Here is a 16,432-nt window from a genome sequence, read left to right as displayed (position 1 = left end):
GGCGTGTCCCCATCGTCATCGCAACTTCTGCCCACCACGGCTTACGGGCCATCGCTGCTGACGGCGCACATCGACCGTGACGCCATCCGCACCAACCTTGCGGTGCTGCGCGAACACGCGGGCGAAGCCGGTGTCATTCCGGTAGTCAAAGCCGACGCCTACGGCCACGGCATCACGGGGGTCGTTCCCGTCCTGGTCGAAGCCGGCATTCGCAGAATCGGCACGGCCACAGTGCCCGAAGCCCTGCAGGTGCGCGACCTTTTAGAGCGCCTGGCCGCTGAGGGGCTCACAGGAGCAGAAGACACTGCTGTTCTGTGCTGGCTGATGCCCATCGGCGTGGACTTCGCCCAACTTGCTGAGAAGAACATCGAAGTGGGGATCAGCGCTGCCGAACAGCTGCCGCACCTTGCCCAAGCAGCCCGGCAGTGTACAGACAATCCGCTGCGCATCCATATCAAAATCGACTCCGGGCTGGGCCGGGGCGGTATGACCGAACACCAGCTTGACGGCTTCCTGCGCGAAGTCGCCCAGATGGACGACGGTGTTCGCGCGGGCCTGAGAATCGTCGGCGCAATGACCCACCTGGCAGTTGCCGACGAGCCGGGCAGCGAGTTCACCGACCACCAGTACAGCATCTTCACCGAGGAGATCGCGAAGCTGCGCGGTTTCCTGCTGTCCCAACCAGAGCTCGGCGAAGAGGACGAACTCATCGTCCACGCGTCGAATTCGCCCGCCGCGCTGACAATCGGCACGGGACCGGACACACTGACCGCGCGCGCCGTGCGGACCGGACTGGCAGTCTATGGGCTCAGCCCCTTCGCGGGCAGCAGCCCGGAAAGCCTTGGACTGCGTCCGGCCATGACGCTGAAATCCCAGGTCGTAGCGCTCAAAGACGTAGCCCGCGGCAGTCACGCCAGCTACGGACTGACCTACACGTGTGAAGCCGACACCCGCTTTGCGCTCGTGGCCGGCGGCTACGCTGACGGTCTGCCGCGGTCTGCATCCAATGCCGCGCGCGTTTTCATCGGAGGACGCCAGTACCGGCAGGTGGGCCGAATCGCGATGGACCAGATTGTGGTGGAAGTCGGCCTGGACTCGGATGTGGGCGTTGGCGATGAAGTGATCATCTTCGGCCCCGGCGAGTTCGGTGAGCCCACGGCGGCTGACTGGGGCGCGTGGGGTGGGACCATCAACTACGAAATCGTCACCGGCATCGGCAGTCGCGTTGAGCGGATCATGACCGGGCGCGCTGTCGGTGATTCCGGTGCCGAGGCAGGCGATGCCGACGAAAGCGGGGAGCTCGCGTGAGCCGCATCGACATCGAGCTGCGCAACCAAGCCCGTACGGCTGAACTCGCCGCTGCACTGGCGCCGCAGCTGCGCGCCGGGGACCTCATCATCCTCACCGGCGGGCTCGGGGCGGGAAAAACCACGTTCACGCAGTCACTGGCTGTGCACCTCAACGTTCGCGGGCGCGTATCCTCACCGACCTTCATCATCGCCAGGGAGCACCCGCCGGCAGGCGACGGTCCTGGCCTCGTCCACGTTGACGCCTACCGGCTGGAAGACGCTGCCGAACTCGATGACCTCGACCTCGACTCTGAACAGCACGAGGTCGTCACGGTCGTCGAATGGGGCGCGGGCGTGGCTGAATCCCTGGCGGACGACCACCTGGAGATCACCCTGACCAGGCCCGATTCCGCCGACCCGGAATCCGGTCAGCGCGAGGCTGTTCTGCAGGGCTTCGGCGATTCCTGGGCACCCCGTCTGGCACGTGTGAAGGAGGCCATGAAGTGACTGCCCGGAACACCGGCGAAGCCCAGCCCAAGCCCCCCGTGGTCGTTGCCCTCGATACATCGTCCGCCGCTTCTGTTGCCGTTGTCGCCGATGACCGGACTGAAGCCGAATGGGCGCAGTCGCGGGCGCGTCGCCACGCTGAACTTTTAGGACCGGCGCTGACCGATGTGCTGCAGCAGACGCCAGAACCCGAACTCGTGGCCGTCGGCGTGGGGCCAGCGCCGTTTACCGGTATGCGCGCAGGCATTGCCTCCGGCTTGGGCTTCGCCGTGGGGCGCGGGCTTCCCACAGTGGGTGTGCGCTCCCAGGACGGTCTGGCGCTCGCGGTGTACGAACAGCTGCGCCGCGCTGGCGAAGCCGTTGGCGACGTGCGGATTCTCGTGGCCTCAGACGCCCGCCGCCGTGAGGTCTACTGGGCTGAATACGCAGGACTCGACGAGGCCGGCCTGCCGATGCTGGCTGCTGGCCCGGACGTCGCCAAACCTGCTGATTTGGCCAAACTCAAGGGCCTGGGCACAGCTGCTGACGGTGACTCCGGGTATGCCGACCCCACCGAACACAGCCCCACCGAACACAACCTCGCAGAGCCGAACCCAATAGGGCCCGCCCTCTTGCGCATCGGCGCTGGCTTTGAGCTCTACGCTGATGTTCTCGGGCCACCCGATCCGCGCTTTCCGACCGAGGCGCTGGCATCTGACATCGCCCGGATAGCCGCGCGCACAGAAGCCGCGGGCCGCCAGCAGCTGGATCCCATCCCGCTGTACCTGCGCGAACCAGATGCCAGACCGCTGCCCGGCCGCTGATCAGCCCGCCGCTATGACCGTCAGCCTCAGCCCGCTGCAGTGGTGGGACATTCCCACCGCAGCCCGTATGGACCGGGAGATCTTCGGCCCTGACGCCTGGAGTGAAGACTTCTTCTGGACGCAGGCGGCAAGCCCATCCGTGTTTCTCGCCGCAGCCTACGCCGAAGATGGCCTGGCCGGTTTTGCCGGACTGAGCATCAGCGGCAGAGAAGCTGAGATCCTCACAATCGCCACCCACCCCAACATCCGGGGTCGAGGCGCCGGTCGTCTTCTCCTGCAATCCCTCCTGGACACTGCCCGCGCCCGCGGGGTCGAAGCGGTGTACCTTGAAGTGCGCAGCGACAACACGGCAGCACTGGGCCTGTACGAGTCGCTTGGCTTTGTCGTTCTGCACACCAGGCCCGGCTATTACAGGGGCGCGGACGCGCTGGTCATGCGGGCGTCGTTGCTAGGCTTGTGAACATGATTTCGGCATCCATCACACACTGGGAAGACGGCACCGACCTTGTGCTGAGCACAACCATCAGCGCCGATATTCACACCGTGTGGAAGCGCGTCACCAGCCCCATGGAGTGCGCACTGTGGTTCGCTCCATTCCGCCCGGTTCAAGGTGAAGACGCCGATCAGGGCGAGGGCACCTCGGCTGTCAGCGAAGCCTCAGATGTCACCGAAATCGAGTTCGATTTCGAGGGAAGTCCCCTGAACGCCCACGTTCTATCCAGTGTGGAAGACGAGCACGTGCTGGTGGAACTCGGCGGACTGGGCCGCATCAGCCTGCGCCTGACACAAGCCCTCGCAGGGCAGCCCGGAGTCACAGTCACGGCAGCCCACACGTACGCGTCAGACGCAGAGGCCGCGCAGCTGATCCCACAGGTGGGGCCGGTGTGGGATACGCACCTGCGGCTGCTGGCCGGGACCTTCGGCGACGCCGATCTGACAGCGTCTGAAAGCGAAGCTGCACTGTACGCCCGCTACACCGAACTGGCGGTCGCGGAATTCGGAGCGGACAGCGTGAAGTCTGGCTCTGCCCAGGTTCCGGAATGCGATGACAGCAGCGATGACTGAGCCGCTCATCCTGGGCATTGAGACTTCGTGCGATGAAACCGGGGTCGGCATTGTGCGCGGCCGCACGCTGCTGGCGAACACCGTGGCATCGTCCATGGATGAACACGTCCGCTTCGGCGGGGTGGTGCCGGAAGTCGCATCGCGTGCCCACGTGCAGGCGTTCGCTCCGACACTCACCAAGGCCCTGCAGACCGCGGGGGTGAGCCTGGATGACATTGACGCTGTGTGTGTAACCGCCGGCCCGGGACTGTCCGGGGCGCTCATGGTGGGGGTGAGTGCTGCAAAGGGCCTAGCCGCTGCGACCGGAAAACCCCTGTACGGGCTCAATCACCTGGCCGGTCACGTTGCTGCGGCAACCCTGGACTCTGCCTCTGACGAGGCGGAGCCCGGCTTCGGTCTTGAACTGCCGACTATCGCGCTGCTCGTGTCGGGTGGGCACACGGAAATCCTCAAGATCACCGACCTGGTGGACGGGATTGAACTTTTGGGCTCGACAATCGACGATGCTGCCGGTGAGGCGTTCGACAAGACTGCCCGCCTGCTGGGGCTGGACTATCCGGGTGGGCCGAACATTTCCAAGGCCGCCGCGGGTGGTTTCGACGATGGTGCGGCGGGCAATCCGACGGCGGTGAAGTTCCCGCGCGGACTCATGACGGCAAAAGACCTGCGCGACCCCGAACGCCGATACGCGTTTTCGTTCTCCGGTCTGAAAACCGCGGCGCTGCGGGCTGTTGAAGCCGAAAAGGCCAAACCTGCATCCCAGCGGGTACGCCTGGCCGATATCGCCGCGTCTTTTGAAGAGGCCGTGGTCGATGTTCTTGTGCGCAAAACACTTTTGGCCTGCAAAGACACCGGCATCAACCGGGTGCTTCTGGGCGGGGGAGTCGCCGCCAACGGCCGCCTGCGCGAACGGCTGAGCCAACGGTGTGCCGACGAAGGCATTTCCCTGCTCATCCCGCCGCTGAGCCTGTGCACTGACAACGGGGCGATGATGGCAGCCCTGGGCGCACATGTGGTTGCCCGCGGAAAACAGCCCTCAGCACCGGATTTCGGTGTGACAAGTTCATTGGAGGTCGACCAGGTTGTCATCTGAAGGTCCTGCCAGCGCTCGCGATTCACGCCCACCGGAAGAGCACCTGCGCCAGCAGCGCCGCGCCGGTGACGGCTGGGTGGAAACCCCGCAGGGACGCTTCTGGGGCCTGTTCGGCGCAGCCGGTCTGCTCATTCATGACCCCGACCGAGGGGTGCTGCTGCAGCACCGTGCCGTGTGGTCAGCCCAGGGCGGCACGTGGGGCATTCCCGGCGGTGCGCTCGACGAAGGCGAAACACCCCAGCAGGGTGCCATTCGCGAATGTTGGGAGGAAACCGGTGTGCCCGGACCAGGCGGTGAGGGCATTACGGTCATCGGCGAATACCGGGTCGACAAAGAAGGCTGGGCCTACACGACCGTCATCACGCAGGCTACGCAGAGGCTCGAAGAGCGCGTGGCAGACGCTGAAAGCATTGAACTGCGGTGGGTGCCGGTGGAAGAAGTCCCCGAATACGAACTTCACCCGGGATTCGCAGCCGCATGGCCGGAACTGGAGCAGGTGCTGCGTCAGCATTCAGCACAGTGAGGACTCAGCGCTTGCCGCCCTGCCTTTATGCCCGCAGCACTGCCGCGGCGCAGCGTCTGCCTGAGCTATTACCACCCGGCGGGCTTGCCAGCGCGCATTTCCGCAGCCAGCAGACCAGCCACGTCTTCTATGCGGCCGGTTTCCTCGAACAGCTTCTTCTGCCGCTGGTAAGAGGCTCCCACGCGGGCAAAGTTCAGCATTGACTCCAGTTCAGCCGAGCACCCGAGTTCCTGGGCAATCGGGGCCAGTCGCTCCACCTCGTCAGCTATGACATCCGTTACCAGACGTTCGTCGCAGGCGGCGTTTTCAATGATGATCGTGTCCATGCCGTAGCGAGCCGAACGCCACTTGTTTTCACGGTGGAACCAGTCCGGCAGAAAGTTGAGCTCTTCGCCCCGATCCAGCCGCTGCGACATGTCGTGGACAAGGCACTGGACAAAAGCCGTGACTGCGGCAAGTTCCGCGAGTGTCGGAATGCCATCGCACACGCGGACCTCGACGGTGCCCCAGCCGGGGGCTGGGCGAATGTCCCAGCGGATTTCGTTGATCGAATCGACCACGCCGGTGTGCAGCATGTCGCCGATGTAGTCTTCGTATTCACCCCAGTTCTTCAGCTGGAAGGGCAGACCCGCAGTGGGCAGCTGCTGGAAGAGCATGGCGCGGTTCGACGCGTACTGGGTGTCATGACCGGCCCAGTAGGGGCTGGACGCGCTGACGGCTTCCAAGTGCGGCACATAGGCCATGAGGGCCCGGACAATCGGCATGACGTGATCGCGATTCGCGATGCCCACGTGGGTGTGCACACCGAAGATCAGCATCTGCCTGCCCCACCACTGGGTGCGGTTGACCAGCTCTTCGTAGCGGTAGGCGGGCGTGACTTCCTGTTCCCACCACGGGGAGAAGGGGTGTGTTCCAGCGGAAAGAACATCGAGCCCGCGAGGCGCCAAGATGCTGCGCAGATAGTCGAGGGTTTCGCTTAAGTCTGCTGTGATGCCGGCAACGTCAGTCTGCACTCCGCTGACGATTTCGAGGGTATTGGTGAGCATTTCGCCCACGACCTTGCCCTCGAAGTTCTCGTTGCCGTCTGCTTTGAGCGCCTCGAGGATTTCAGGCGCGCGGGATGCCAAAGCGAAGTCTTCGGCATCGACGATCGCGAGTTCCCATTCCGCTCCCAGTGTCGACTGAGCGGACGAGGCAAAAGAAAGCATGCGGTCATCCTAAACCAACCGGCAGGTAACACCGGGTCAGATGCGGCCGTCAGCCCTTTGCCGTGGGGCGGGACTCATCTGCCGCCCAGCCCGACCAGCTGGGGGAGTACAGGGCAGCGTGCACGCCGACCTGTTCGAGAGCGAGGATATTGCTGCAGGCAGTCACACCAGAACCGCAGTAGGCGACGACACCGCCGCTGTCGGCGCCGAGCTCGGCGAACTGGGCTGCGAGTTCGTGCTTCGGCAGAAGTGCACCATCACGGTAGTTATCGGCGGCCGGGCGGTTGAGCGCACCGGGAATGTGGCCTGCACGCGGATCCAAGGAATCGTCTTCACCGCGGAAGCGGGCCGACGGTCGGGCGTCGAGGAGCGTGCCCAGTGCCGCCGTTGCCGCGGCCTGGTCTGCATCCACAGTCGGCATCGCACCGGTGGTGATGGTGATGTCGGAGCGCTTCGGCTGTGGAATTTCAGCTGAAAGCTCACCTCCGGCGGCCTTCCAGGCGTTCAGTCCGCCGTCGAGGACGCGCACGTCATCAAGACCCGCCCACCGTAGAACCCACCAGCCGCGGGCGGCACCCAAAGAGCTGTTGTCGTCATACACGACAACGGTCGAATCCGGGGTGATGCCCCAGCCGCGGACAGCTTCCTGCAGGTCAGTTGCATCCGGCAGCGGGTGGCGGCCCAGAGTAGGATCATCCGATGTTCCCGACAGCTGTGTGTCAAGGTCTGCATACTGAGCGCCGGGAATGTGTCCGGCCGCGTAGTCGTCTAACCCGTTGGGCTTCTGCAGGGTCCAGCGGACGTCGAGGATGACAAATCGGCCTGCAGAATCGGCGTCTGCAAGAGCGGCTTTGAGCGCATCGGCAGTGATGAGCGACATACGGCAATCCTTCGTTCATACGGACAACAGCCATTCCCACTACACTCTCACAGATGCGCGCGTTTCGATTCCTTTCCGCACTGACCGCCAGCGTCATGGTTCTTGCAGGGTGCTCGGGGCCGGACCGGCCCACACCGCCCCCAGCGGGACCGAACACTGCAGAAGAGTCTTCCTCCGCCTCGTCAGGAATCAGCGAGGAGGATCTGCGGAAGGCCCGCAAGATTGTCGAGAAGATGAGCGATGACCAGCTGGTCGGCGCAACCATCATGGGCACGTACGACGGTGCAGATCCCGCGGCGGCCGGGCAGATGATCAAAAAGCACAGCCTGTCCGGTGTCATCGTCATGGGCTACAACCTGCCCGACGGCACAGGCCCCGAGCAGGTCAAGGACTACACGGCAACACTGCGCAAAGCTGCGGGTAAGCGCGCATGGCCCGTGCAGCTGAGCGTAGACCAGGAAGGCGGTCCAGTTGCCAGGCTCGAATCGGCTGCGTACAGCTTTCCTCCTCTCATGGCCTTCGGTGCAGCCGGCGAGCCCGAGCTGACTGAACAGGCCATGACCGTGCAGGGTGGGCAGTTGGCCGATCTGGGCTTCACGGTCAACTGGGCTCCGGTGGCTGATGTCACCCTGGGGAAGAAAGACCCGGCGGTCAATGTTCGCGCGGCCGGGGACAGTCAGAAGACGGTTTCGGCTGCTGTTGAGTCGGCCGTGACGGGATATCAGAAAGCGGGCATTGCCTCGAGCGCCAAGCACTTTCCCGGCCACGGGCAGCTGACGGTTGACTCGCATATCGACCTGCCCGAATCGAAGAAGACGCTGGAAGAATACAGCGACACCGAATGGCAGCCGTTCGAAGCGGCGATCAAGGCCGGTGTGCCCTCTGTTCTGGTGGGCCATATGCGGGTTGCCAGGGCCGGTGACAAGCCTGCCTCGCTGAATCCGAAAGTGTATGACGCGCTGCGGGACGACCTTGGCTTTTCAGGGGTCGCGGTGACCGACGGGCTCAATATGGGAGCCATCACCAACGGTGTTCCCGCTGGTGAGGAAACCGTCGAAGCACTGAAAGCCGGAGCGGACCTTGCTCTCATGCCACCTGATCTGGAGGCGGCCGTGCAAGCTGTGAAAAAGGCTATGGACTCAGGTGAACTGTCGGCTGAAGACATGCAGGCCAAAGCGCAGCGCGTTGTTGCCATGAGCCTGTGGCAGCAGAGAGCGCACGGTGGTGGTGACAGCGCTGAAGGTGGGGACGAAGGTGCTGGAAACGGCAAAGCTGACAAGAAATCGGCGGACGAGATCTTCAACGAGGTCGGACGCGAATCTCTCACGGTTCTTGCTGGCAGCTGTTCGGCTGAACCGGCGAAAAGCGTTTCGATTTCCGGACAGTCAGCTGCTGCTGAGGCTCTGAAGAAGGCGCTGAAGAAACACGGTATTACGGCCGATGGGGGTACGCGCGTGCGGTTGGTTGATGGGACCGACAGCTCTTCCGGCGGCGGAGCGGATGTTGTCGTCGGCATGGGCGGGCCGTGGAATGTCGCACCCGCAGCGAGGAATGCCGACACGGTTTTGGCGACCTATGCCGACAGCAAATACGCCATGAACGCCGTCGCCGCCTATCTGGCAGGCAAACTTGAAGCCTCCGCGCGGCTGCCGGTCTCCGTTTCGGGTCTGAAACCGCCCAAGTGCGGTTAGCCGGATGCCCGTCGGCGCGGATGCACGCTGTAATGCGTTTTCACCCTTAAATGCGCCGCATTAGCGCGTGAACCTGCATTAAAGCGCGAAGCTGGCTGGGCAGCCGGGCGGTAATGCGCTCGCCACGCGCTTCAACATTCGCGGGCGAGGATGGCGCAGCGCTGTTCGCCCACCCGGGTGAAGATGACGACCGCAGATTCAGACGGCTGGCCCTTGCCCGCCGGTTCGAGTTTCAGCTGGCGCTGAACCTGAGCGGGATCAATGTCCATGCCGCGCTTCTTGACGACCACCTGGGTGATTCCGCGCTGCGTCAGCGCACCGCGCAGGGACCTGATTCCGGTGGGCAGAATATCCTCCACCCGGTACTGCGAAACCGCCTGGGCGGCAGGCCCTTCGGCAGGGCGGTCCCCGGACAGGTACGCAATCGACTCATGAATCCTGTGCGCACCCAGCGGGGCGCACAGCGCTTGAACGAGGCCGGACCGAATAACCGCCCCGTCCGGTTCGAACAGGTAGTCGCCGACGGAGGCGACTTCCACCTCGGCAGGGGGAAGATCAGCTTCCGTTACCGTGAGCGAACCTTCTTCGCCCATGATGAGGGCAGCTCGGCCCTCGCGTTCCTGCGCGTGACCGCGAAACAGCGCAACCTCAACAACATCGCCCATGTGCGAAGTCCACTGAGCCTCCCAACCGGCAGGCACGAGACCGTGACTCAAAGCGGGGCCGAGCTTGATGCCGACACTGGGCACACGCTCGGCCGCGGCCAAAGCCCATGACAGCCGCGGCGAAAAAGCCTCCGGGTGCGATAGGCGGAATGCCGAACCATCCGCGTTCTTCCCGCTGCGCCGGGCAGGATCCAGCCACAGGGCGTCAGCCCGATCAAGGTTGAAGTCCTCCGCGCGGGCGTGCTCGGCAATCGCGTCAAACGGCCGCAGGTTGTAGGCGGCAAGCGCGGCAGTGACCTCGTCGGAATCGCAGGCGTACACGGAAGCTGCGCCAACACCGGCGAAGGCAAGAGCATCAGCCCCGATCCCGCAGCCAAGATCGGCAATCAGCTGAGGTTTGCCCCTGTGGATGCGCTTGGCGTGCATCGCCGCAACCGGCAGGCGGGTGGCCTGCCCCAGGCCGTCGCGGGTGAACAGCATGGAATCGGCAAACGGCCCGAATTTGGCACGCGCTTCGATCCGCAGCTGCGCCTGTGTCATAACGGCAGCCACGACATCCGGTGACAGTCCTTGTTTGCGCAGTCGCTGCTGAATCTGCATTTCAGCAGAAGGGCTGTACTCGATTGAGTCGAGAACAGCCAGCACATCAGGGTCGAGCAGGGCAGCGGCAGTCTGAGGGTCCATGCCTTCGAGCCTATAGGCTATGAATGTGACTACCCTCCTGACCGCCCGCACTGTGCGCGAGATCGCTGCGGAACTTCGACTGCGCCCCACCAAACAGCGCGGCCAGAACTTCGTGATCGACCCCAACACGGTGCGCATGATTATTGCCGAAGCCCAGTTGGAACCCGGTATCACCGTTGCCGAGGTGGGGCCCGGCTTGGGTTCGCTCACTCTGGGTCTGCTGGAGGCTGGTCACCCGGTTGTCGCCGTCGAACTCGATGAGCTCTTGGCCTCCCGGCTGCCGCGCACGATCGAGGAATTCCACGGTCCCGACGCCGCGTTCGACCTGGTGGTCGGCGATGCCCTGCACGTGACCGAACTGCCGCGACAGCCGCGGGCACTCGCAGCGAACCTGCCGTACAACGTGGCCGTCCCGGTGCTTCTGCACTTTCTGGCCCAGTTTCCCTCGATTGAAAATGTACTGGTGATGGTGCAGGCCGAAGTTGCCGACAGGCTTGCCGCCCGTCCCGGCAGCAGAGTCTACGGAGTGCCCAGCCTCAAAGCTCAGTGGTACGGAACGGTATCGCGAGGCTCTGACATCGGGAAGAACGTCTTCTGGCCGGCCCCGAACATCGGTTCGGGGCTTGTGCGAATCATCCGCCACGCACAGCCGCTGCCGGGGGCCGACGAGGTTGAGCGCAGCCGAGTCTTCGCACTCGTCGACGCGGCCTTTGCGCAGCGCCGCAAAACCCTGCGTGCCGCCCTCAGCGGTGTTTTCGGCGGGGGAGAGCCCGCCCAGAAGATCCTCGAAGCTGCGGGCATCAGCCCGCAGGCGCGTGGTGAAACACTCGCGATCGAGGACTTCATTGCGCTCGCCCGCGCAGAAGCACAGTCCTGACCGTGCACACCTGATAGAGCCCGGCTTCGCTGAGAAACGCTCATCAGCCGATAGTGTGGACCCAAACAATCAGAGGAGCCACATGATTCGGGCCACCGCTCACGGCAAAGTCAACGCCATGCTCGGCGTCGGCGAACCAGGCGATGACGGCTATCACGACCTCGTCACCGTCTTCCACGCCCTCAACGTGCGCGAAACCATCGCACTGACAGAAGCTGACGACCCCGCCAACCCGAAGGTGACGGTGGCTGGCCCCTACGCATCGTCATCCATTCCCTGTGACGAGCGGAACTTGGCTCGAAAAGCAGTGAACGCGCTCGCCCGGGCGACGGACACCCACATTGCGGTTGACATCGCAATCGACAAGAACGTGCCGGTCGCAGGTGGAATGGGAGGCGGTTCTGCCGATGCCGCAGCAGCGCTGGTCGCCTATGCGGCGCGCATCGGCCTGGACGATCCGCAGCTGCTTCACGACACCGCGGCGACACTCGGGGCGGACGTGCCCTTTGCGCTCCTGGGCGGGACGGCTATCGGCACCGGCCGAGGCGATGAGCTCGCCACCGTCATGTCTGATGCGCAGTTTCACTGGGTGCTGGCAACATCGGCGAGCGAACTGTCAACACCGCTGGTCTACGGTCGGCTGGACCAGATGCGAACCGAGGGCCGCGCACCGGGCCCGACGGTCGATGCTGGGGAGGCTGTTGCAGCGTTTGTCGCCGGTGACCCGCACCGGTTGGCTGATGCTCTGCACAACGATCTCGAAGCCGCCGCCTGCGACATGCTGCCCCAACTGCGCGAGGTGCTGAGAACCGGACGTGAAGCTGAAGCCCTCGGAGGGCTCGTGTCCGGTTCCGGGCCGACTGTTGCCTTCCTCGCCGAAGATGCCACTCACGCCCTTGACCTCGCTGTCATTCTCGAAGCCAGCACGTCCGTGCGCAATGTCGTGCGCACAACGGGACCCGCCCCGGGAGCTCACCTCGTTGAGGACTGATTCCCGTGGCTGTTCGGAGCCTCTGACCCTGGCAATGGGTGCCGGCATTGCGCTCATCTGCACCGGTGTGCTCCTGGTGGAGCTGGGCGCGTGAACGACCAATAGACTGAGACGGCGGCTGAAGAGCCTCAGCCGACTGACTGCAGGAAGGACGCACCGTGGCACATCTGATCGGAGCCGAAGACATTTCGCTGGACTATCCCACGAAGACCGTCTTCGATTCGCTCACCATCGGTGTCCACGAAGGCGACAGGATCGGCATCGTCGGCCGCAACGGCGACGGCAAATCGACGCTGATGGCACTGCTGACCGGGCAGATGGAGCCCGATTCTGGCCGCGTGACCCAGCGCGGTGGGCTGCGCGTGGGAGTTCTCACCCAGACTGACAGCCTCAACCCCGATGACACCGTCGGCATCGCAATTGTCGGTAACCGCCCCGAATACGAATGGGCTTCCGACGCTCGGATCCGCGACATCATTGCGGGTCTTGTGGGCGATCTCGACTGGGACCGCCAGATTTCCGCACTTTCGGGCGGGCAGCGCAGGCGCGTGGCACTCGCCGCCCTGCTGGTGGACGACTGGGATGTGCTCGCACTCGACGAACCGACCAACCATCTGGATGTTGAGGGCATTGCCTGGCTGGCCGGCCACCTGAACAAGCGCTGGCCCAAAAACACGGGGGGACTCTTGGTCGTCACCCACGACAGGTGGTTCCTCGACGAGGTCAGCACCGACACGTGGGAAGTTCACGACGGCACGGTCGACCAGTTTGAGGGCGGATACGCGGCCTATGTCCTGCAGAGAGTCGAACGCGACCGCCTGGCCGCGGCAGCAGAGGCCAAGCGCCAAAACCTCATGCGCAAAGAGCTCGCCTGGCTGCGCCGAGGCGCCCCCGCCCGCACATCCAAGCCGAAGTTCCGCGTGGAAGCGGCCAATCAGCTCATTGCCGATGTTCCGCCGGTACGCGACTCGCTTGAACTCAAACGGCTGGCGGTGTCGCGCCTGGGCAAAGACGTCGTCGATCTCGAAGATGTGGCCTTTGCCTACCCGGACGGCTATGTGCTCACGGGTGTCACGTGGCGGATCGCCCCCGGTGAGCGCACCGGAATCCTCGGCCGCAACGGGTCGGGAAAATCGACGCTGCTGGGGCTGATCGCCGGCAGCCTGCAGCCGACCGACGGGCGGATCAAACGCGGCAAGACCGTCAAACTCGGGGTGCTCGACCAGCAGTTTTCCCAGCTTGCCGACATCGGCCGCGACCGTGTGCGCGAAGTTCTCGCCCGCACCAAAACGAGCTTTGAAATCGACGGCAAAGACCACACCCCGGCGCAGCTTCTGGAACGGCTGGGCTTTCAGCGCGAACACCTCTCGGCCTATGTCGAAGATCTCTCCGGCGGGCAGAAGAAGCGCCTTCAGCTGCTGCTGTTGCTGCTGGACGAACCCAATGTCATCCTGTTGGACGAACCGACCAACGACGTTGACGCTGACATGCTCGCCGCCATGGAAGACCTCATGGACTCCTGGCCGGGGACACTCATCGTCGTATCCCACGACCGCTACCTCATTGAGCGCGTCACCGACCAGCAGTACGCAATTCTCGACGGCACGCTGCGCCACGTGCCCGGCGGAATCGACGAATATCTGAAACTCGCCGCTGAACTTGACGGTGCCGACAGCAGCAGCCGAGGTGCCCGGAACCAAGACAGCGGAACCTCGGCATCCTCTGTGGACAGCGGACTGACCGGCGCCGAAAGGCACGCCAAGCGCAAAGAGGTCGGCGCAATCGAGCGCAGGCTCGACCGGGTCAACGGCGAAATCGAGAAGGTTCTCGAACGGCTCGGCGAACACGACCAGACCGACTTCGAGGGGCTGCAGGCCCTCGGCGAAGAACTGCGGGGACACCGCGAAGAAGCCGAACAGCTCGAAGAGCGCTGGCTCGAACTGTCTGATCTGCTCGAAGACAGCTGACCGCGCCAGCGGCCACGACCCCGCCCCAGTGCGGGGGTCGTCCGAAAGTATGACTCCGGTTCAGCCGAAGAACCGATGGGATCACCCCGTGTTTTCGGTGAACTGGAAGCATGGAACGACACGGTTTTGCAGACAGAATCACCTCCAAGCGGGGGTCATGGTTCACACTCATCATCGGGCTAGTGGTGATGGGGGTGCTGTTCGGAGTTTTCGGTTCGGCGAAAGCGCCCGAAGCCAGCGAACAGGCCCCTGCCGCATCCGAATCACAGAGGGCGCAGGCGCTGCTGGACGAATTTCCCGGCGCGGACGAACAGTCCGTGCTGATCGTCGCGACCGCGCGTGACGGCGGAAAGATCACAGACAGCCAGAAGACCGAACTGAAAGACCTCGCTGAGGCGCTGAGCAGAACCGCTTCAGCATCGCTCGGTGAGGCATCCGAGCCTATTCTCAGTGAGGACGGTCGCGCCGCGGTCGTCCTCGCCCCTATCCAGGCGGGCGAATTCAACACCGCCAATGCCGAAGTCATCGGCGAGCTGCGCGAGGCCGTCGCTGAGCACCGCCCGGCCGATCTCAAGCTGGAAGTCACGGGCGGGCCTGCCTTCGGTGCGGACGTCGCCGCCGCGTTTGACGGGGCGGACTTCACTCTGCTGGCGGTGACGATCGCGATTGTCGCCGTCCTGCTGATCGTCACCTACCGCTCGCCGATTCTGTGGCTGGTGCCGCTGCTCGCCGTCGGCCTGGCAGATGGTCTCGCGGGCCGCCTGACAGCAGCGGCTGGCCAAGCGTGGAATCTGCAGTTCGATGCCGGAATCATCAGCGTGCTCGTATTCGGCGCGGGCACCAACTATGCGCTTCTGCTCATTTCGCGCTACCGCGAGGAACTGCTGCGCCAGGCCGACCACCGGGCGGCGCTTGCGGCTGCGTGGCGGCACACGGTCGGTGCGATTGTCGCCTCAAATCTCACGGTTGTGCTGTCTCTGCTGACACTCGTGCTGGCCGTCATTCCCGGTACGCACGGCCTGGGCGTCACTTCGGCTATCGGCCTGCTGACCGCACTGGCTGCTGTTCTTCTTGTGCTGCCTCCGATGCTCGCGATAGTCGGACGAGGCGCCTTCTGGCCCTCGATTCCACGCTGCGGTGCCGCTGCGGGCCGGGGTGGGGTGTGGCATCGCGTGGCGACTTCCGTTGCCCGCCGGCCTCTTGTGTCAGCAGGTGCGGGCATCGCCGCGCTGGCCGCTATGGCATCGGGGCTGTTCGGTGTGAAGGTCGGCCTTGACCAGCTTGATCGGTTCCGGGTGCAGTCGGAGTCGGCAGCCGGTCTGGAAACCCTGTCGCAGCATTTCCCTCCCGGTGAGGCCCAGCCGATCCTCATTGTCGCGAACGAAGACAAGGCTGATGACGTCGTGGCGGCGGTGGAAGACCGCGAAGGCGTTGTCCGTGCCGGTGAAATCGACACGCATAACGGATTGTCGAAGATCATGGTGACAAGCGACTACAGCCCGAGCACGGACAAGAGTCTGGCGCAGATCGATGAGCTGCGCGACGCCGTCGGTGCGATAAACGGTGCGGATGCTCTGGTCGGCGGGCAGGTCGCAGCGGACGTCGATGCGCGTGCGGGCAACGCCCAGGACTTCGCGCTGATCGTCCCCCTGATTCTCGGGGTGACGCTCATCGTGCTCATCTTCGTTGCTCGTTCGGCTGTTGCCCCGGTTGTTCTGCTGGCGATCAATGCGGCCAGTTCGCTTGCCGCGATTGGTGCAGGCTGGGTTCTCAGCCGTCTGATGTTGGGAAGCGAAGCGCTGGATCTGCAGGTTCCGCTTTTGGCGTTCCTGTTCCTTGTGGCCCTCGGCATTGACTACACGATCTTCTTGGTTCACAGGGCCCGCCGCGAGGCCGGTCTGCGCGGAACCGCCGAAGGCATGATCGAAGCCGTCACCCACACCGGCGGGGTCATTACGAGCGCGGGCATTGTGCTCGCCGCCGTCTTCGCCGCCTTGGGTGTGCTGCCGCTGGTGACCCTGGGGCAGCTGGGCCTGATTGTGGGATTCGGCGTGCTCATCGACACCCTTCTGGTGCGCACTGTCATCGTGCCGGCCGTGTTCACCCTGATTGGCGACAGGGTGTGGTGGCCCAGCAGCTTCCAAACCCCGCACGGATGATTACGAGGTGCCTGCTGGGCGCAGTGCGAG

The 16,432-nt window shown here is 64.2% G+C and carries 15 protein-coding genes and 1 pseudogene; 13 read left to right on the top strand and 3 right to left on the bottom strand.

The annotated features are described in order from the left end of the window. The first annotated feature begins 3 nt into the window (after positions 1-3). Genes alr through GC119_RS09670 form a run of 7 tightly spaced genes read left to right on the top strand, consistent with a single transcriptional unit; the run spans position 4 to position 5,280 of the window. Entirely contained in the window at positions 4-1,308 is a 1,305-nt protein-coding gene (gene alr / locus GC119_RS09700; protein ID WP_083304157.1) for an alanine racemase, read from the top strand. After that, positions 1,305-1,796 carry a tRNA (adenosine(37)-N6)-threonylcarbamoyltransferase complex ATPase subunit type 1 TsaE gene (gene tsaE, locus GC119_RS09695; protein WP_070574574.1) on the top strand — a complete coding sequence of 164 codons (492 nt, stop codon included), beginning with the start codon at positions 1,305-1,307 and terminating at the stop codon, positions 1,794-1,796. The genes alr and tsaE overlap by 4 nt, the downstream gene beginning before the upstream one ends. Continuing rightward, positions 1,793-2,599, top strand: a complete 807-nt coding sequence (gene tsaB, locus GC119_RS09690; protein WP_176745905.1) for a tRNA (adenosine(37)-N6)-threonylcarbamoyltransferase complex dimerization subunit type 1 TsaB — start codon at positions 1,793-1,795, stop codon at positions 2,597-2,599. Before tsaE ends, tsaB begins: the two co-directional genes overlap by 4 nt. Positions 2,600-2,612: 13 nt before the next feature. Further along, positions 2,613-3,059 (top strand): ribosomal protein S18-alanine N-acetyltransferase, encoded by a 447-nt coding sequence (rimI, locus tag GC119_RS09685; RefSeq protein ID WP_070575293.1) that lies wholly within the window; start codon positions 2,613-2,615, stop codon positions 3,057-3,059. Between the two features lie 2 nt (positions 3,060-3,061). Continuing rightward, positions 3,062-3,664, top strand: a complete 603-nt coding sequence (locus tag GC119_RS09680; protein WP_070574572.1) for a hypothetical protein — start codon at positions 3,062-3,064, stop codon at positions 3,662-3,664. Continuing rightward, complete coding sequence (gene tsaD, locus GC119_RS09675; protein ID WP_070574571.1) at positions 3,657-4,757, top strand: tRNA (adenosine(37)-N6)-threonylcarbamoyltransferase complex transferase subunit TsaD; 1,101 nt, start codon at positions 3,657-3,659, stop codon at positions 4,755-4,757. The genes GC119_RS09680 and tsaD overlap by 8 nt, the downstream gene beginning before the upstream one ends. Continuing rightward, the gene (locus GC119_RS09670) at positions 4,747-5,280 is read left to right on the top strand and encodes an NUDIX domain-containing protein (protein WP_070574569.1); all 534 of its coding nucleotides are present in this window, start codon (positions 4,747-4,749) and stop codon (positions 5,278-5,280) included. The genes tsaD and GC119_RS09670 overlap by 11 nt, the downstream gene beginning before the upstream one ends. 68 nt (positions 5,281-5,348) lie before the next feature. Here GC119_RS09670 and GC119_RS09665 read toward each other — a convergent pair whose 3' ends face one another. Together GC119_RS09665 and GC119_RS09660 are read right to left on the bottom strand one after the other, a co-directional pair. Continuing rightward, on the bottom strand, positions 5,349-6,488 hold the full coding sequence (locus GC119_RS09665) for a glutamate--cysteine ligase (protein WP_151953025.1): 1,140 nt from the start codon (positions 6,486-6,488) through the stop codon (positions 5,349-5,351). Between the two features lie 49 nt (positions 6,489-6,537). After that, the gene (locus GC119_RS09660) at positions 6,538-7,368 is read right to left on the bottom strand and encodes a sulfurtransferase (protein WP_151953024.1); all 831 of its coding nucleotides are present in this window, start codon (positions 7,366-7,368) and stop codon (positions 6,538-6,540) included. Between the two features lie 53 nt (positions 7,369-7,421). Here GC119_RS09660 and GC119_RS09655 point away from each other — a divergent pair, with 53 nt between their 5' ends. Beyond that, positions 7,422-9,059, top strand: a complete 1,638-nt coding sequence (locus tag GC119_RS09655) for a glycoside hydrolase family 3 protein (RefSeq protein ID WP_151953023.1) — start codon at positions 7,422-7,424, stop codon at positions 9,057-9,059. A gap of 131 nt (positions 9,060-9,190) precedes the next feature. Here GC119_RS09655 and GC119_RS09650 read toward each other — a convergent pair whose 3' ends face one another. Further along, a complete protein-coding gene (locus tag GC119_RS09650) occupies positions 9,191-10,408 on the bottom strand; it encodes a class I SAM-dependent methyltransferase (RefSeq protein WP_151953022.1) in 1,218 nt (405 codons plus the stop codon). Positions 10,409-10,427: 19 nt separating this feature from the next. Between GC119_RS09650 and rsmA the strand changes: the two genes are divergently transcribed. The 5 genes and pseudogenes from rsmA (at position 10,428) to GC119_RS09625 (ending at position 16,402) form a co-directional block, all read left to right on the top strand. Next, positions 10,428-11,285 carry a 16S rRNA (adenine(1518)-N(6)/adenine(1519)-N(6))-dimethyltransferase RsmA gene (gene rsmA, locus GC119_RS09645; RefSeq protein ID WP_193215651.1) on the top strand — a complete coding sequence of 286 codons (858 nt, stop codon included), beginning with the start codon at positions 10,428-10,430 and terminating at the stop codon, positions 11,283-11,285. An 82-nt stretch (positions 11,286-11,367) separates the two neighbouring features. After that, the gene (locus tag GC119_RS09640; RefSeq protein ID WP_151953020.1) at positions 11,368-12,276 is read left to right on the top strand and encodes a 4-(cytidine 5'-diphospho)-2-C-methyl-D-erythritol kinase; all 909 of its coding nucleotides are present in this window, start codon (positions 11,368-11,370) and stop codon (positions 12,274-12,276) included. Between the two features lie 158 nt (positions 12,277-12,434). Then, a pseudogene (locus GC119_RS11285) lies at positions 12,435-12,903 on the top strand (ATP-binding cassette domain-containing protein); the annotation flags it as partial. 59 nt (positions 12,904-12,962) lie between these two features. Continuing rightward, entirely contained in the window at positions 12,963-14,243 is a 1,281-nt protein-coding gene (locus GC119_RS09630) for an ABC-F family ATP-binding cassette domain-containing protein (RefSeq protein ID WP_413462993.1), read from the top strand. Between the two features lie 110 nt (positions 14,244-14,353). Next, positions 14,354-16,402: an MMPL family transporter gene (locus GC119_RS09625; protein ID WP_151953018.1), complete on the top strand. Its 2,049-nt coding sequence runs from the start codon at positions 14,354-14,356 to the stop codon at positions 16,400-16,402. Positions 16,403-16,432: the final 30 nt, after the last annotated feature.

It is taken from the genome of Brevibacterium sp. Marseille-P9724 (assembly GCF_902500275.1).
Classification (GTDB): domain Bacteria; phylum Actinomycetota; class Actinomycetes; order Actinomycetales; family Brevibacteriaceae; genus Brevibacterium.
This window is presented reverse-complemented; position numbering and strand designations above follow the sequence as displayed.